This is a genomic window from Sporofaciens musculi (assembly GCF_009830285.1).
GTDB classification, from domain to species: Bacteria; Bacillota; Clostridia; order Lachnospirales; family Lachnospiraceae; genus Sporofaciens; species Sporofaciens musculi.
In genome coordinates this window covers 4,348,209-4,366,271 of sequence record NZ_WUQX01000001.1, presented here as the reverse complement: position 1 = coordinate 4,366,271, position 18,063 = coordinate 4,348,209, and the positions used below count along the sequence as shown (strand labels likewise).

14 protein-coding genes are annotated in these 18,063 nt (G+C 50.7%); all 14 read left to right on the top strand.

The genetic code is table 11. The features are described 5' to 3' along the window. Positions 1 to 164 precede the first annotated feature (164 nt). The 14 genes from GN277_RS22190 (at position 165) to GN277_RS22130 (ending at position 18,028) form a co-directional block, all read left to right on the top strand. Positions 165 to 344, top strand: coding sequence for a hypothetical protein (locus GN277_RS22190; protein WP_159757060.1), 180 nt, complete (start codon positions 165 to 167; stop codon positions 342 to 344). Between the two features lie 16 nt (positions 345 to 360). Further along, a complete protein-coding gene (locus GN277_RS22185) occupies positions 361 to 681 on the top strand; it encodes a hypothetical protein (protein WP_159753852.1) in 321 nt (106 codons plus the stop codon). Positions 682 to 813: 132 nt separating this feature from the next. Beyond that, complete coding sequence (locus tag GN277_RS22180; RefSeq protein WP_159753849.1) at positions 814 to 1,641, top strand: ParA family protein; 828 nt, start codon at positions 814 to 816, stop codon at positions 1,639 to 1,641. Continuing rightward, positions 1,595 to 2,539, top strand: coding sequence for a ParB/RepB/Spo0J family partition protein (locus GN277_RS22175; protein ID WP_159753846.1), 945 nt, complete (start codon positions 1,595 to 1,597; stop codon positions 2,537 to 2,539). Before GN277_RS22180 ends, GN277_RS22175 begins: the two co-directional genes overlap by 47 nt. A gap of 189 nt (positions 2,540 to 2,728) precedes the next feature. Next, positions 2,729 to 6,877: a SpaA isopeptide-forming pilin-related protein gene (locus GN277_RS22170; RefSeq protein ID WP_159753843.1), complete on the top strand. Its 4,149-nt coding sequence runs from the start codon at positions 2,729 to 2,731 to the stop codon at positions 6,875 to 6,877. Between the two features lie 159 nt (positions 6,878 to 7,036). Beyond that, positions 7,037 to 7,339, top strand: coding sequence for a hypothetical protein (locus GN277_RS22165; protein ID WP_159753840.1), 303 nt, complete (start codon positions 7,037 to 7,039; stop codon positions 7,337 to 7,339). A gap of 9 nt (positions 7,340 to 7,348) precedes the next feature. Then, positions 7,349 to 7,624 carry a hypothetical protein gene (locus tag GN277_RS22160; protein ID WP_159753837.1) on the top strand — a complete coding sequence of 92 codons (276 nt, stop codon included), beginning with the start codon at positions 7,349 to 7,351 and terminating at the stop codon, positions 7,622 to 7,624. Further along, complete coding sequence (locus GN277_RS29565) at positions 7,614 to 7,766, top strand: hypothetical protein (protein WP_204162776.1); 153 nt, start codon at positions 7,614 to 7,616, stop codon at positions 7,764 to 7,766. The genes GN277_RS22160 and GN277_RS29565 overlap by 11 nt, the downstream gene beginning before the upstream one ends. Next, positions 7,756 to 8,361, top strand: a complete 606-nt coding sequence (locus tag GN277_RS22155) for a hypothetical protein (protein ID WP_159753835.1) — start codon at positions 7,756 to 7,758, stop codon at positions 8,359 to 8,361. Before GN277_RS29565 ends, GN277_RS22155 begins: the two co-directional genes overlap by 11 nt. Then, a complete protein-coding gene (locus GN277_RS22150) occupies positions 8,361 to 9,059 on the top strand; it encodes a hypothetical protein (RefSeq protein WP_159753832.1) in 699 nt (232 codons plus the stop codon). Before GN277_RS22155 ends, GN277_RS22150 begins: the two co-directional genes overlap by 1 nt. A gap of 12 nt (positions 9,060 to 9,071) precedes the next feature. Continuing rightward, positions 9,072 to 9,278: a hypothetical protein gene (locus tag GN277_RS22145; RefSeq protein ID WP_159753829.1), complete on the top strand. Its 207-nt coding sequence runs from the start codon at positions 9,072 to 9,074 to the stop codon at positions 9,276 to 9,278. Next, positions 9,275 to 9,499, top strand: coding sequence for a hypothetical protein (locus GN277_RS22140; RefSeq protein ID WP_159753826.1), 225 nt, complete (start codon positions 9,275 to 9,277; stop codon positions 9,497 to 9,499). Before GN277_RS22145 ends, GN277_RS22140 begins: the two co-directional genes overlap by 4 nt. Before the next feature lie 72 nt (positions 9,500 to 9,571). Beyond that, positions 9,572 to 10,030, top strand: a complete 459-nt coding sequence (locus GN277_RS22135; RefSeq protein WP_159753823.1) for a hypothetical protein — start codon at positions 9,572 to 9,574, stop codon at positions 10,028 to 10,030. A gap of 15 nt (positions 10,031 to 10,045) precedes the next feature. After that, positions 10,046 to 18,028 (top strand): LPD25 domain-containing protein, encoded by a 7,983-nt coding sequence (locus tag GN277_RS22130; RefSeq protein WP_159753820.1) that lies wholly within the window; start codon positions 10,046 to 10,048, stop codon positions 18,026 to 18,028. Positions 18,029 to 18,063: the final 35 nt, after the last annotated feature.

Sequence of the window (18,063 nt, the reverse complement as noted above, 5' to 3'; positions counted from 1 at the left end):
TAGAAAAAATCAATGGGAAGATTTGACTGTTGATGTTTATATCTAAATAATCATAAGCGTATCATTAGAGATAGTGGTACGCTTATTTTTTTGCCCCGATTTTGCATATTTGAGCCGACTGCCATTTCCTTATATAATGAAAGCAAAAAAGGACGGTGGCAATTATGAGGGAGAAACTGAATCATTTGTATGTAAACAGCCAAGAGAGGACAATCCTGTTACATAGCCTTGTCGAGCTGAAAAATCAGCTCATACAGCAAGGCAGATATACCGACCCTGTTGACGAGCTTATCTTCAAGGTCAGCAATGCTCCCATTAAGAAATTAAAGGTTGTGGCAGGTTAAGGGGAGGTCGTGAGGCATGGAGTTTGAAAAGTTGGTAACATTAGCATTGGAAAATCTGAAGGAAAACTCCGTATATCAGCTTTTGCAGTCAGACATGGATTTTCAGCAGGAAAGCAATGCGGAGGGCTGTGCGGAGCAAAGCTATATCCGACTTGATTTGACGGAGAAACAGCGGCAGATATGCAACCATCTTCTGGATTGCAGGGACAGTCAGAACATAGATTATTCCAACTGTTCTTATGTGGCAGGGCTTTATGATGCGTTCCGCATTATGGCAGTCCTGTTTCCAGAGAAATGGGATATAGAGCAGGTGCGGCAAGCCCTGTGCAAGAATTAAAAACTGAATATGGAAAGATAGAGATTACATAGCCGATTGGTACAAGCCAGTCGGCTTTTTTGCGTTCTCTGGTACTGTTACATAGCCGCCTTTGACAAAGCGGCTAAATTTATGCGAAAGGAGGACGCATCTATGTCAAATTGCAAAGTGATTGCTCTGACGAACCAGAAAGGCGGTGTTGGAAAGACCACAACGGCGGTCAACTTGGGTGTAGGTCTGGCAAGGCAAGGCTCTAAGGTGCTGCTCATTGATGCGGACGCACAGGCAAACCTCACAATGGCTCTGGGCTATAACCGACCAGACGACATCCCCGTCACGCTCCCCACCATTATGCAGGACATCATCGACGACAAGCCGCCTGATGTTTCGCAGGGGATTATCCGCAACAGCGAGGGCGTTGACCTGTTACCGTCCAACATTGAGCTGTCGGGCTTCGAGGTAAGGCTAATCAATGCCATGAGCCGTGAGCGTGTCCTAAAGACCTATGTAAATGCGGTCAAAAAGAATTACGACTATGTGCTTATCGACTGTATGCCGAGTTTGGGCATGATTACCATCAATGCACTTGTGGCGGCTGACAGCGTGGTTATCCCGACACAGCCCCACTATCTTTCTGCGAAAGGCTTAGAGCTGTTGCTTCGCTCCGTGTCAATGGTCAGGCGGCAGATAAACCCCAAGCTGCGGATTGATGGTATCTTAATGACGATGGTAATGCCCCGCACGAATATCTCTAAGGAGATTACCGCTACGGTAAAGAGTGCATACGGACAGAAAATCAAAGTCTTTGACAGCGAGATACCCCATTCCATCCGTGCGGTTGAAGCTACCGCAGAGGGCAAAAGCATATTTGCCTATGACAAAGGCGGCAAGGTTGCCGCAGCCTATGAACAGTTCGCAAAGGAGGTGGCAGAGCTTGGCGAGAAGCAGAGGAAGCAAAATCGAGCTGACCGCATACGATGACCTTTTCCAGACGGACGAGAGCCGTGAGGAAGCGGCGTTAAGCAAAATACGGGACATTCCTATTTCAGAGATTGACGAGTTTCCAGACCACCCGTTCAAGGTGTTAATGAATGAGGATATGGAACAGCTTGTCGAGAGCGTAAAGCGGAATGGCGTAATGACCCCTGCTACTGTCCGTCTGAAAGAGGACGGGCGGTATGAGCTTATCAGCGGACACAGGAGGAAAAAGGCTTGCGAGCTTGCAGGGCTTGAAACGCTGAAATGCGAAGTGAAGGAGCTGACCCGTGACGAAGCGATTATTGTCATGGTGGAGAGCAACTTGCAGAGGTCTGTCATTCTGCCGAGTGAGAAAGCCTTTGCCTATAAGATGCGGTTAGAAGCAATGAAACGGCAAGGACAGAGGAGTGATTTAACTTCGTCGCCAATGGCGACTAAGTTGCAAAGTGGTCGTTCCGATGCCGAGTTAGGCGAGCTTGTAGGGGAAAGTAAAGACCAAATACGCCGCTATATCCGTCTAACAGAGCTTGTACCCGAAATTCTGCAAATGGTAGACGACAGGCAGATTGCTTTCCGCCCTGCGGTGGAGATTTCCTATCTTTCCGAGGAACAGCAATACACCCTGCTTGAAGCCATGAGCTACAACGACGCTACCCCGTCACTCGCACAGGCAATCAAAATGAAGAAGTTTATGCAGGACGGGAAACTCACGGACGAGGTTATCAGCTCCATCATGGAGGAGGAAAAGCCCAACCAGAAGGAAAAGCCTGCCTTCCGTGACGAGAGGATAACCAAGCTCATCCCGAAGTCCGTACCCAGAGGGCAGGAAGCGGATTTTGTTGTAAAGGCGTTGGAGTTCTACAACCGCCATTTACAGCGGAACAAGGCTCACGAAAGGTAAGCCGCACACTTGGGGAGAAGTCTGCCCTCTGGAGGAATGGTTTTTTTGAGTTTCCCCCTCTCCACACCTCTCCCCCCTTATACAGCCAGTAACTAACCGAGAAAAAGAAATGTTTAAGCCGTCCAGATGGGCGGCTTTTTCAGTCAGTAAAACAGCTTTTATCAAATCAACAATAACAGGAGGTAAGCGATGAAAATTCGTAAATTATTTCAAAGAGCCGCTGCCCTTGCGTTGGCGGCAGTCACGGCTTTGTCCGTGATGCCTGCGACTACGGCGTTTGCCGCAGGCGACATCGGCACAATCAGCTTCACCCACACCTATGACAGCAGCGGGAACGCCATGCGGTACAATTCGAGTGCCAGTATCGGCGGCTATACCGCAGGAGGCACGGGCGAATACAAGTACCGTATGTATGTGGACGGCGAGGATGCGTTCTGTATTCAGCCGGGTGTTCCGCTGAAAACGGGGAACACGTTGAAAAAGGCATCTTCCGACACATGGAACGCCCTTTCTGCAAACCAGAAAAAGGCGGTGGGGCTTGCCCTGCTCTATGGGTATCAGGGAAACAAAGGTAATTTATCTGGCAGCGATGATGAGAAATGGCTTGCCACGCAGACCCTTGTGTGGGAGTTCGTCACGGGATGCCGTGAAGCCACAGGCTCCTATAAGCAGACGAGCAAGACGGTTTACAGCCTGCATTTTGGCTCAAATTATGCCAACAGCGGTGCGAGGGCGGCTTATGACCAGATTGTTTCCATGCTGACAGAGCATAACACCATTCCGAGCTTTATGTCGGGCGGTAAAAATGACATCACAAAGGAGCTTGCCTATAAGGACGGGAAATATAGCATCACATTGACGGATAAAAACGGCGTGCTGTCCGATTATGCCTTTACAAGTTCCGATTCCAATGTGAGCGTGTCGAAGTCAGGGAACAAGCTGACTATCAGTTCCAAAAAGGCGGTAAGCGGAACTGTCCGTATCTCTGCAACAAGGAACGATGTGCCAAAGGTCAGCAGCTCCGCCAAGCTCATTGCCTATGGCGACCCGAACTTGCAGGACTTGATTACGGGCGTCGAGAATGCCGACAGTGTAAAGGCGTATATCAATATTGAAACGCCGACAGGCACGATTGCTCTCAAAAAGACTTCCGAGGACGGCGTTGTGGAGGGCATTTCCTTCCGCATCAAAGGAGATAACTTCGATAAGACAGTCAAGACAGACAAAAACGGAAACCTGACCGTGGAGGGCTTATTCCCCGCCACTTATACGATTACCGAGCAGTCCCTTGACCGTTACGAGCCGCAGCAGACCCAGACGGTCACGCTGATTGGCGGCAAGACCACTACGGTTAATTTCAACAACGTCCTAAAGCGTGGCAGTCTGGAGGTCATCAAGACTTCCGAGGACAATCTTGTGGAGGGCGTGAAATTCCACCTTTACGGAACGTCGCTCAGCGGTCTGCCCGTGGACGAATACGCCGTGACGGATAAAAATGGTCTGGCAAAGTTTGAGGATGTCCTTATCAGCGGCGACACCCCGTATGTGCTTGAGGAAGTGGATACGGCTATCCGTTATGTCGTCCCTGCATCCCAGACCGCCCCGATTGAATGGAAGAAGGTCACAAACCGCAGCTTCCACAACGTATTGAAGAAGTTTAACGTGACCGTCACAAAGACGGATGTGGAAACAGGAAGTACGCCGCAGGGCGACGCCACCCTTGCAGGTGCGGTCTACGGCATTTACAAGGGCGAGGAACTGGTTGACACCTACACGACTGATGAAAACGGGCAGTTTACGACCAAATATTATATTTGCGACGATGACTGGTCTGTCCGTGAAATCAGCCCGTCCGAGGGATATTTGCTTGATGAAACCGTACACCATGTAGGGGCAGAACCGAAGCTCTATACCGTGGAATATAATTCTGCCGCAAATGATGTGAATGAGCAGGTCATCAAGGGCAATATCGCCATCATCAAGCACACCGACGACGGCGAGACGCAGATTGAAACACCCGAAGAAGGTGCGGTATTTGAGGTATTCCTAAAATCCGCAGGCAGCTACGGGGACGCAAAGGAAACCGAGCGTGACATCCTCACCTGCGATGAAAACGGCTTTGCCCAGAGTAAGGATATGCCGTATGGCATTTACACCGTGAAGCAGACCTCTGGATGGGAGGGGCGTGAGCTGATGAAGCCGTTTGATGTATTTATCAATTCCGACGGTCAGACCTACCGTTACCTTATCAACAACGCTAACTTTGAGAGCTATATCAAGGTGGTAAAAAAGGATGCGGAAACAGGCAACACCATCCCGTATGCAGGGGCAGGCTTCCAGATTTACGACCCGAACGGAAATCTTGTAACAATGACCTTCACTTATCCAGAAGTGACGACCATTGACACGTTTTATACAACAGCGGACGGCGAGCTTATCACGCCGCAGACCCTTGAATACGGCAAGGGCTATTCCCTTGTGGAAGTGCAAGCCCCGTATGGCTATGTGTTAAATTCCGAGCCAGTTTATTTTGATGTGGTGCAGGAGAACTCCGAGGAGGAAAGCGGCATCACGCTCATTGAGGTAGTACGCTCCAACATGGCACAGAAAGGCACAATTACCGTAACCAAATCTGGCGAGGTATTTTCCACCGTGGCAGGCGACAAAGGCTTGTATCAGCCGATTTTCTCCGTCAGCGGCTTGGAGGGTGCGGTCTATGAGATTACCGCAGCCGAGGATATTGTGACTCTGGACGGGACAGTCAGAGCGAAAAAAGGCGAGGTCGTGGATACTGTAACCACAGGAAAAGACGGCACGGCGAAGTCCAAAGAGCTGTATCTGGGCAAGTATGAGGTCAAAGAAACCACAGCCCCGTATGGAATGGTGCTGAATGATGAAACCCACTCCGTAGAGCTTGTGTATGCGGGACAGGAAATCGAAGTGACGGAAACCGCCACAGGCTTTGTCAATGAGCGTCAGCGTGTGGAAATCGACCTTGTAAAGAGCCTTGAAACAGACGAAGCCTACGGCATCGGCACAAACGGCGAAATCTTTGATGTTACCTTTGGCTTGTATGCCGCAGAGGACTTGACCGCCGCAGACGGCACGGTCATCCCTGCCGATGGTCTGATTGAGGTTATCTTCCTTGACGAAAATGGTCATGGGAAGGCAATCAGCGACCTGCCGATTGGAAATTACTATGTGCAGGAAATCAACACCAACGCCGCTTATCTTGTCAGCGACACGAAATACCCTGTAAATTTTGAATATGCAGGTCAGGACACCGCCACCGTGAAAATCACAGCCAATGAGGGCGAAGCTATCACAAACGACATCATTTACGGCTCTGTAAGCGGTAAGAAGTCCGACGAGGACGGGAAGGCTCTGGGCGGTGCTGTCATCGGCATCTTTAAGACGGATACAAAAGAGTTTACAAAGGAAAATGCCATTGCAACTGCCACATCCAAAGACGATGGCAGTTTTTCTTTTGGGAAAGTCCCGTATGGCACATGGATTGTCCGTGAGATTGAAAGCCCGAAAGGTTTTGTACTCTCCGATGAGGAAATCGCCGTGACTGTCGGCAAGGTGGACGAGGTTGTGGAAATCGGGCTTGTCAACCGCTATATCCGTGGAAACATTGAACTGACAAAGGTAGACAAGGACTACCCAGAGAACAAGCTCACAGGTGCGGTATTCGAGGTTTATAAAGATACCAACGGCGATGGCAAACTGGATAAGGACGACGAGCTGCTCGGCGAGATGGGCGAGGTGGAAATCGGCGTTTACCAGATGAAGGAGCTGCTTTACGGAAACTATCTGGTAAAGGAAACGAAAGCCCCGACAGGCTTCGTGCTTGATGAGAATGTCTATCCCGTATCCGTTGAGGAAGATGGAAAGACCTATCAGGTAGAGAATGAAGCGGGCAAAGGCTTCTTAAATGAAGCACAGAAAGGCTCACTTAAAATCGTCAAGACTTCTTCTGACGGCAAGGTGGAGGGCTTCTCTTTCCGTGTTATCGGAAACAACGGGTATGACCAGACCTTTAAGACCGACAAGAACGGCGAAATCGTCATTGATGGTCTGCGTATTGGGGAATACACCGTATCCGAGGTAAGTGACAAGGCTTCCTCTGGCTATATCCTGCCTGCCGACCAGAAAGTGACGGTTAAGACGGACGAAACCGTGACCGTGACGATGCACAATGAGCTGCGTGACACCCCGAAAACAGGCGACGACTTCAACCCTGCCCTCTGGGGCGGGCTTGCGGCAGCCTGCGTCATCGGTGCAGGCGTTCTTGGATTTGCCGCATTTAAGGGCAGAAAGAAAAAGGAGGATTAAGGGATGGATGCGAAAACAATCATTGCCATTGTGCTTGTCGTGTTTATCGGCGGTGCGGCACTCTGGCTGAATATCCGTAACCGAAAGAATAAGTGACCCGATTTTGCAGGAACGGGGCGGCTGAAAGATGCCGCCCTCTTTCTGTTTCTGGAGGAAGATATGAGGAATCTGAAAACAATTGAAAAGAAAGTAAAAGCTATTCTGGAGAAGAACGGGGACGCCCGAAACGACGACATGGTGCTTTACCTTGCTCTCTGCAATGTCTGTTTAAAGGATGCGGGGGCGATGCCCCTTGCGGAGATAATGACGCAGCACAAATACCTCGGTCTGCCGAGCTTTGAGAGTGTGAGCAGGACAAGGCGGAAGCTGCAGGCGACCCACCCAGAGCTTTTAGGAAGCCGCCCCGTGCAGAAGCTGCGGGCGACAGGCGAAAAGGCATATCGGAAATATGCCAAAGAATGAGAGGTGTTTATGGAACAGGAAAAACGTATCAATCAGGGCTATGAAATCATAGAGGGCTGTACCATCGGGGGTACGGAATTAGTCATCGGTCATAACCCGAAAGCCCCGAACCCTTATGTGTGTTGGTACTGCAAGGGCGGCGACAATTACTATTGGGGCTGCTACTGCAATACCCTTGAAGCCGCAAGGGAGAAGCTGAACGAACGCTACCAGTCGGAGTGTGAAATGCCGTACAATAAAACGCCTGCCCCAAAACCAAAAGGCAGGGATGCTTATGAGCGGTAGCCAGAAGAAATATGACTGTACGACCTGCCCCTATCCCCGATATAAGGACAGGTCGGTTATCTTCTGTGATGTCTGTATCCAAAAGATTTTAGATGAGCAGAAGGAGAAAAAGGAAAGAAAGGAGCAGCCGAATGGAGAATGAAGAAAAACGGATGATTGGCTCTTATGAGGTCACGCAGAGCATCCATATCGGAAAAAAGGAAGTGGTGTTCGGCGTGGATTTAAAAGAGGAATATCCCTTTTTAGTTTGCTATTGCACTTATGATAATCCATTGTCCGCAGAATGGGTGACGGATGCGGTAGGCTCTGATGATTATCTGGAAGCCATGCAGATTTTCACAGACAGGGTGCAGGAGCAGATAGGGCTTGTGAGAGCCGAGCAGGAACAATTCAAGTTTGATATGACGCCGTTTACCATAGATGACTGCATTCCAGATGACAGGAATAAAAATATCGTGGGAAAAGTGGTAGTCATCAATGCCGAAGTCAACCGTTATGAATACCGACATTCCGCTTATCAGCTCGTTTTGGCGGACGGAGGTAACGGTGCAAGGGGCGGCAGAGGGCAGGCGGTGTTCGGAACCTGCCTTGCGGACGGAAAACACGCCAGATGGGAAAGGTACGATGTGCTTGGCGAAATCAAGCCAGAGAAAATGCCCGATTGGGCGAAGGAAGCCCTTGCGAAAATCCAGACGGAGGAAAAGGAGAAAAAATCAAAAAGCAGGGAGGAACGCTGATGGAGATACGACCTTTAACGCCCGAAGAACAGAAATACACCTATGCCCAGAGTATGCAGCTTGAGGGGCAGACGGGGTGCATCGGGCATCTGCGTGGCGATTTTGCCCATTCTGGGTATGGCTTTTATACCACTTGGTTTGACACAAGGGAACAATGGAAAACCGATGAATTTAAGTCAGGGCTTGATGATGTAATCAATGCCCTGCGTGAAGATAAGGGGCTTCTGCATAACCGCTATGATATGGCGGCTTTTGCAAGGGCGAATCCCGAAAGTGCTTTTAAGGACAGCTATTGTACAGAGTATGGTTTCCGTGTGGATACAGATAAACATGCTTTCCTGCTCCGCTGCAATCCTACAAGGGGCGACTATAATTTCTACTGTTACTGCTATGTGAAGGAATGGCTTGATAAGCACATTTCCAGAGCAGGACAGGGCATCCGCTTTATAGACCCTCATTATAAAGAGCTGTTCCGTATCCCAGACGGCGGCAAAATCATCATCACTTATGATTGGGGCGAAAAAGCAGAGAAGCCCTGCCGCTATATTGACGAGTACCACACCGAGGTGGGCAGCAATCTCTACCATATCTGCGAATTTGCTGAACGTATGGGGAAAAACGGACACACCTATGAGCCGAAGCCAGAAGAACCGCCGCAGGCGGCGAAAGCCCCGAAAAAGAAAGAGTATGAACGATAGGAGGATTGAAACATGGCTGTAAACCAGAAAGCGGTCAGAGTGTTAAACAAGGTCTTTGAAGCGGGCTTTACCGAGGAGAAAGCCATTGCAGCTATGACAATGGACGACATTCTCTCCATGCAGGGCATCACGGTAGCGGAAATCGGCATTATCAATGACCTGCAAAAAAGCATCAAGGCGAACAAGGTCATTACGTTTCTGGGCGGAGGTGCAGAATGAACAAAGCAAAAGAGATACAATTTACCGACAGCAGGGGCAAGGCACTTTTCTCCGTTCCCGACGGCGGTTTCCTACGCCTGTTTTATGGGAACGGGGACGATAATTTTGCCCTCTGCCGTTATGTAGACGAAGCCCATGCGGAGATTGACGGTGTAAGGCATTCTCTGGCGGAGTTCGCAGGGAAAATGGAACGGAATAAAATCAGCTATGCCCCTGCCTAACGGCGGGGGCTGAAATGACAGGAGGATTGATATATTTATGGAACAGATTGTTTTGTCGGGCGGTGGTAAGAAGTGAGTACCGAGCTTATCAACCGAATCACCGTAAAGAAAGACGGCGTGTATGTATCTTCCCACAGCTCCAACGACACCGCCCCGTTTCATTCGTGGCGTTGCAAAGGGCTTTCGGAGGTTTATGCCGCCGAGGGGCAGAAAGGGCTTGACCGTGAGGTCATCCGTATGCTCTATGAGTATGCGGAGCTTCGTGGCTCTCATAAGAGCCTTGAGCGTTACCGCTATGCAAAGGACGCACCCGAAGCCCATGCCATTTACAGGCGGTACAGCGACCAGATTGATGACCGTTACGAAAGCATGGAGGAAGCGGATAAAAAAAGCGTATGGTATAAGCCTACCGAAAAGGCAAAGGAATACCGAGCCTATGAGCGTGAAATGCGGAACAGGATGTATGAGGAAATCTCCGCAAGGTGCGGGGAATATGACAGGAAACACAAAAACAGGGATATGGAGCGATAAGGAGGTGCAAAAAGGATGGCTGCAAAGTACCAGCTAATCACGGAGCTGTATCGGCGGACGGGAAAGGCGGTCACGGGAAACCCGCAGGCGTGGCAGAACTTTTTGTCGTCAGCCTGCCGCAATTACAAGTGCCGCTTTGACGAGCAGCTTCTCATATATGCCCAACGCCCCGATGCTGTTGCCGTTGCAGGGCTTGAAACTTGGAACAGGCAGTTTAAGCGTTGGGTAAACAAGGACAGCAGGGGGATTGCGGTCTTTGACCCGAAAGGACGCAGGAACACCCTGAAATATTATTTTGATATATCCGACACCCATGAGGGCTACTATGGAAGCCGCCCCGTCCCGATATGGCAGATGGAAAGGCGGTACGAGCAGGCTGTCATGGAACGGCTGTCGGACAGGTTCGGGGAAACGAAAGGGAGCGACCTTGCTTCTGTTTTAATGGAAACGGCGGAGAACGCCGTGGAGGACAACCTGCCCGATTATGCGGAGCAGTTGAAAGGCTGTGTGAAAGGCAGCTTTTTAGAGGAACTGGACGGCTATAATATCGAAGTCATTTACAGGCGGCTTGCCGTAAACAGCGTGGCTTTCATGCTGATGAGCCGCTGCGGTCTGGATACGGAGGGATACTTTGAGCGTGAGGATTTTGCAGGGATTACGGATTTCAATACCCCTGCCACCTTAAACGCCATCGGCATCGCCACAAGCGACATTGCGGAAATGGCACTCAGGGAAATCTCTTTCTCCATCCGAAATGTGCAAATGGCGGAGAAAAACCAAAACCGCACCTTTGCACAGCAGCCCCAGAGCCGTTATGATGTAGACAGGACACCAACCGAAAGGAGCGATAATAATGAGCGGAATCACTTACAGCAGACAGGGGGATTACCTTATTCCCGACCTCACATTACCGACAGAGCCAGAAATTCCTCTTGGCAGGTACGCTATGATGCACAGGGATTATCTGGAGCAGCACAAGAGAGTGACCTACCTCAACCTGCTGACGTCGGGCAGGCTGAACGAACACCTGCACCAGACCGAGCAGGCGGCATTGCAGAGGTTGGAGCTTCTGACGAAGCAGCTCTGCAAGGAGCAGGGAGTGACGGAGGAACTCAAAGAGAAAGCACCGATGCAGTGGGTAGGGCTGATGAACAACATCCGCAGCCAAGCGGAGGAAGTAATCCTGAACGAGCTAATCTTCAATTAGCAGAGCCAGAGCCTGCCGCTGATGGGCAGGGCAGCGTTGCAAACGAGGAAGAAATAAGGGCAAATCTCCCGACAGTAGAGGAACAGATGGAAATGATAGCGGAAGCAGAGGACGAAAAATCCTCTGCTTTTTCCGTTTCACAGGAGGATATTGACTCCGTTCTGGTAAGGGGGAGCGGCTTTGAAGATGGCAAATACCGCATCTACCGCCAGTTCCAAAAGCACGAGGACAGCAAAAGCAATATTGCTTTTCTTAAAAAGGAATATGGCAGCGGTGGCGGTACACACGATTATCCAGACGGAACAAGGGGCGGCGAATGGCACGATGGCAAAGGCATCGGCATTGAAAAGGAAGGCTCCTATACCAACCCCGACCTGCGGCTCAGTTGGTCGAAGGTGGAGAAGCGTCTGCGTGAGCTGATAAAGGATGACCGCTATCTGAATGCCAAAGAGAAAGACCATTACGCTGAGTATCTGGAAAGCATTGAAGCACCGCAGTATGAAATCGACACCCAGAGGAAAATGGCAAGGCAGCGTTTTATTGATGCCCATCGGGATTTGCAGCCTGCCGACAAGCGGGATACGCTCTCTTTGCGTCTGTCCGATTTTATCCGTGACTTGGACGGTTATGAGAAAGGTCTGCTTTCCGAAGTGGGACGCACCGACCTTTCCGATGTGACCGCAGGGGAAATGGAAGGGCAGCTCTCAGACCCTGCCACTGTTCAGCAGCTTGTGGACTTCCTCTCTCTGGTGCAGGGCAAAACAACCGATGTTTACAGCCGTAGCAATGCGTGGCGTTTTTCACAGGAATTACGAGAGCTGCACCCGCTCCGCTACCTCTATCACGAGGGCGATGTCGTGTATATCGGGGCGGATAAATATGAGGTTTCGGACTTTGATGAAAACGCCGTGTCCCTGCGTAACCCAGAGTTCCCACTGTTCGGCAAAGAGTTCAGCCGAGCCGATTTTGAGGAAAAGTTAAAGGAAAACCCTGCCAACGACCATCTGAAGGTCATCGTGACAGAGAGCCAGAAAAAGGAAGTACCCGCCGAGGAAAAGCCAGACAGCATCAGGCTTTCGATTGACTTCTCCGAGCATCCTGCCTTTTATGACAGGGACTTGAATGACCGCTTTACCGATTTGAGCTTCGCCCTTGGAAACAGGCTTCTTGGCGTTCTGGACGAAAAGCAGCACCGTGAAAGACTGGATAAGAGTAAGGGCGTTGGTTGGTACAAAAAGACCGACTTTGAAATCTCCGCCGTTATCGGCGGCGAGGAACACACCTATGAGGGACGGTTTGACATTGGGGACGGCGAGGGCGATTTGATTGCCCATATCAAAAATTTTTATGACTACTCCCTCTCCCCTGCCTGCCCGTTTATCCCAGAGTGGAAGAAAGAGGGCGAGGATTACTACCGAGAAAAGATGGAGAGCCTGCATTGGGGGCGTGATGTATTCGTGCCGTTCCTTATGCAGCATACCGAGCTGACCCCAGAGGACGAAACACTCCTTACCGAGATAATGTCCTTTGAAAAGGAATGGTTTGTGCCTGCCGAGGAAAAAGCACAGGAATACGCCGACACCTTAAATAGTGCCGAGTATGAAACCGAGCAAAACGGAGAACCTGCCCCATCCGAAACGGCTGAAAAGCAGGATAATTCTGACCTTATCGGCAGGAAAATCACGATTGATAACCGCAGCTACCTCATTGAGAGCGTGGGAGAAATCAGCGGCGATGTGTCGCTGCGTGACATCACGTTCCAGAATAACGTGGGCTTCCCGATAAACCGTGTGGAGAAAATCAGCTATATCCGCAGGCTTCTGGAACAGCAGGCGGAAAAGGAATTACCGCCCGAAGAAAAAGTAGAAGCCGCCGCAGAGCCTGTTACGGAAACCGTGGCGGAATACCCTGCCGTGGAGAACGGGCTTCCCTATGACATCGTGGTTGAAAAAATCCGTTTTGGCGAGCCAGAAAAGACACAGGACAAGGAACCCCCTGCCCATTCTGAAGAACGCAGGAATTACCGCATTACCGATGATGCGTTAGGCGTTGGCGGTGCAAAAGAAAAGTTCCAAAACAACATGGCGGCAATCAGGCTTCTCCATGACCTTCAGATAGAAAACCGCCTTGCCACGCCCGAAGAACAGGAAACTTTATCAAAGTATGTTGGTTGGGGCGGGCTTTCAATGGCATTTGATACGAACAACGCAGCGTGGGCGAATGAATATAAAGAGTTGAAATCCGTACTTTCCGATGAAGAATACCATGCCGCTATGGAATCCACCCTCACGGCATTTTATACGCCGCCCGTTGTCATCAAGGCGATGTATGAAGCACTTGACCGTCTGGGATTTAAGCAGGGCAACGTGTTAGAGCCGTGCTGTGCCACAGGCAATTTTTTCGGTCTGCTCCCCGAAAGCATGGGGAAAGCAAAGCTGCACGGCATTGAGATTGACCCGTTATCGGGCAGGATTGCAAAGCAGCTCTACCAGAAAGCGAGCATTGCCATTGAGGGGTTTGAGGACACGAAGCTCCCCGACAATCATTTTGACGTGGTGCTTGGCAATGTGCCGTTTGGCGAGTTTAAGGTAGAGGACAGCCGCTACAATGCCCAGAAGTTCCTCATACACGACTACTTTTTCGCAAAGGCTCTGGACAAGGTACGCACGGGCGGCGTTGTGATGTTCATTACCTCAAAAGGCACAATGGATAAGGCAAGCCCAGAGGTGCGGAAGTATATCGCCCAGAGAGCCGAGCTGTTAGGCGCAGTCAGGCTTCCCGACAATACCTTTAAGGCAAATGCAGGCACGGAGGTCACGAGCGACATCCTTATTTTGCAGAAGCGTGACCGTGTGATAGATATAGAGCCAGACTGGGTACACCTTGACACAGATGAAAACGGCGTCACGATGAACAGCTATTTTGTGTCCCACCCAGAGATGGTTTTGGGCGAGATGAAACTGGAAAGCACCCGCTTCGGGAAGCTTGAGCCTGCCTGCAAAGCCTATCGGGATGTGCCGCTGTCCGAGCTTCTTTCTAAAGCAATGCAGCGGATAGACGGGGAAATCAAAGAAGCGGAGAATGAGATTGACGAAATCTCCGACGAGCAGGAGCTTTCCATCCCTGCCGACCCAAGCGTGAGGAATTTTTCTTATGCTCTGGTGGACGGTCAGATTTATTTCCGTGAAAACAGCCGCATGACCCCCGCCGCCCTATCCATGACGGCGGCAAACCGAGTGAAGGGGCTTCTGGAGATACGGGACTGCGTGAGGAAGCTGATTGATTACCAGACCTACGATTACCCAGAGGAAATGATACAGACCGAGCAGGAAAACCTGAACCGCCTGTATGATGCGTTCACGGAGAAATACGGGCTTATCAATAGCCGAGGGAATTACCTTGCCTTTGCCGCTGATGAAAGCTACTTCCTGCTATGTTCCCTTGAGGTGCTTGACGACGAAGGGAACTTCAAACGCAAGGCGGATATGTTCACGAAACGGACGATAAAGCCCCACCGACAGGTTGACTATGTGGAAACATCAAGCGAAGCGTTGGCACTCTCCATCGGGGAGAAAGCCCGTGTGGATTTGCCCTATATGGCACAGCTCACACGCAAGCCGCAGGAGAAAATCATAGCGGATTTGCAGGGCATTATCTACCAAGTGCCAAACTCCGAGCCTGCACGGTATGTCACGGCAGACGAATACCTGTCGGGCAATGTGCGGGAAAAGCTGAAGGTCGCAGAGATAGCGGCGAAGCAGGATGCGGGGCTTCTTGTGAATGTGGAAGCCTTAAAGCAGGTCATCCCGAAGGATTTGAGTGCCGCTGAAATCTCTGTCCGTCTGGGTGCGACTTGGATACCGCAGGAGGATATACAGCGGTTTATGACGGAGCTTTTAACCCCGTCGAGCTTTGCGGCAGGCAGGCTGAAAGTACGCTACACGCCAATGAACGGCGAATGGTTTATTGAGAATAAGACTTCCGATTACGGGAATGTCAAGGCGGAAAGCACCTACGGCACAAAGAGGGCAAGTGCCTACCGCATTATCGAGGACACGCTGAACTTAAAGGATACCCGTATCTTTGACTATGTGTATGATGAGAACGGCAATAAAAAGGCGGTGTTCAACCATAAGGAAACCACGGCGGCACAGGCAAAGCAGGAGGTCATCAAGCAGGCGTTTCAGGACTGGATTTGGAAAGACCCAGAACGGAGAAACCGCCTTGTCCGTTATTATAACGACACCTTCAACAGCACCAGACCCCGTGAGTATGACGGAAGCCATATCACTTTTGGCGGCATCAGCCCAGAGATTACCCTAAGACCCCATCAGGTCAATGCGATTGCCCATATCCTTTACGGCGGCAACACGCTCCTTGCCCACAAGGTGGGGGCGGGCAAGACCTTTGAGATGGTCGCCGCAGCACAGGAAAGCAAGCGTCTGGGGCTGTGCCAGAAATCTATGTTTGTCGTGCCGAACCACCTTGTCGGGCAGTGGGCTTCCGAGTACCTGCGGCTGTACCCTTCCGCCAACATCCTTGTGACGACGAAGCAGGATTTTGAAACGGCAAACCGCAAGAAGTTCTGCGGCAGGATTGCCACGGGCGATTACGATGCCGTGATTATCGGGCATTCTCAATTCGAGAAAATCCAGATGAGCGTGGAACGCCAGAGGGAGCAGCTTGAAAAACAGCTTGCCGATATAGAGATGGGGATTGACGAGGTGCAGAAATCGCACGGCGAGCAGTACACGGTCAAGCAGCTTATGAGGACACGCAAAGGCATTGAAGCGAAGCTGAAAAAACTGAACGACACCAAGAGGAAGGATACGGTCATTGACTTTGAGCAGTTGGGCGTTGACAGGCTCTTTATTGATGAGAGCCATTTTTACAAGAACCTTTACCTTTACACGAAGATGCGGAACGTGGGCGGCATCGCCCAGACCGAAGCCCAGAAAAGCTCCGACCTCTTTATGAAATGCCGCTATCTGGACGAAATCACGGGCAGCCGTGGCACAGTTTTCGCAACGGGTACGCCTATCTCAAACTCGATGGTGGAGATGTATTCCGTCCAGAGGTACTTGCAGTACGACACCCTTGCAAGGCATGGGTTACAGCATTTTGACAGTTGGGCTTCCACCTTTGGCGAAACGGTCACGGCTCTGGAATTAGCACCCGAAGGCACGAATTACCGAGCCAAGACGAGGTTTGCGAAGTTTTACAACCTGCCAGAGCTGATGCAGATGTTCCGAGAGGTGGCGGACATCCAGACCGCCGATATGTTAAAGCTCCCCGTGCCGAAAGTGAATTACCACAATATCAAGACGAAGCCGAGCGAAATCCAGAGTGAAATGGTGGCGGGGCTTGCCAAACGAGCCGAGAAAGTACGGGCAAGGGAGGTCGAGCCGCAAATCGACAATATGCTCAAAATCACGAATGACGGGCGGAAACTTGCCCTTGACCAGAGGATGATTGACCCGATGCTGCCAGACGACCCAGACAGCAAGGTAAACGCCTGCGTGGACAATATGTACCGCATCTGGGAGGAACACGCCGACACAAAGGCGGCACAGCTCTTGTTCTGCGACCTTAGCACACCGAAAAATGACGGCAGCTTTAATGTTTATGACGACATTCGAGAGAAGCTCATCGCCCGTGGCGTCCCTGCCGAGCAGGTGCGTTTTATCCATGAAGCCAATACCGACGCACAGAAAAAAGAGCTGTTCGCAAAGGTACGGAGTGGCGAGGTGCGGGTGCTGTTCGGCTCTACCCAGAAGATGGGTGCGGGTACAAATGTGCAGGACAGGCTCATTGCCATCCATAATCTCGACTGCCCGTGGCGACCTTCGGATTTGGAACAACGCCAAGGTCGTCTGGAAAGGCAGGGTAATATGTTCCCAGAGGTGGAGGTTTACCGCTATGTGACGGAGCAGACCTTTGACGCATACCTCTACCAGTTGGTGGAGGGCAAGCAGAAATTTATCTCCCAGATAATGACGAGCAAAAGCCCCGTGCGTTCCGCCGAAGATGTGGACGAGGTGGCTTTATCTTTTGCAGAGGTAAAAATGCTTGCCACAGGCGACGAGCGTTTCAAGGAAAAAATGGATTTGGATATACAGGTTTCCAAGCTGAAAGTATTGAAGCAGAGCTATCTTTCCGAGCATTACGACCTTGAGGACAGGGTGCTGCAATACTATCCGCAGACCATCAAGAAGTTTGAGGAACGCATTGCCGCTTATGAAAAGGATGCGGCACTTGCCGAACAGCACAAGCCGCAGGGCGAGGACAAGTTCTGCCCCATGACCTTAAAGGGAGTGACCTATCAGGAAAAAGCGGACGCAGGCGAAATGCTTCTTGCAGTCTGCAAGGAAAATCCGCTGTCAAATCCCGTGGAAATCGGCAGCTACCGAGGTTTCAAGATGGAGGTTTTTTATGATACCGTAAACGCCCATTTTTGCCTAAACCTGTGCGGGGCAGGCAGATATAAGGTAGAGTTAGGCACTGACGCTCTGGGCAATCTGACCCGAATTGAAAATATGCTCTCAAAGATTGCTCCCAATCTGGAGATTGAGAAGCGGCAGAAATCCGAGGTCATTGAACAGCTTTCCAATGCAAAGGCGGAGCTAATGAAGCCTTTTGCCTATGAGGACGAGCTGAAGGAAAAGACCGACAGGCTCAACGCCCTTAATATCGAGCTTAACCTTGACGAAAAAGACACGCCTGTTTTAGACTCCGAGCCAGAGCAGAACGAAGGACAGCCCGAAAGAAAAAATACAGACCGAGAGCGATAATCTGATTTGCACATTTGTATTGCTGATTTTTGGGC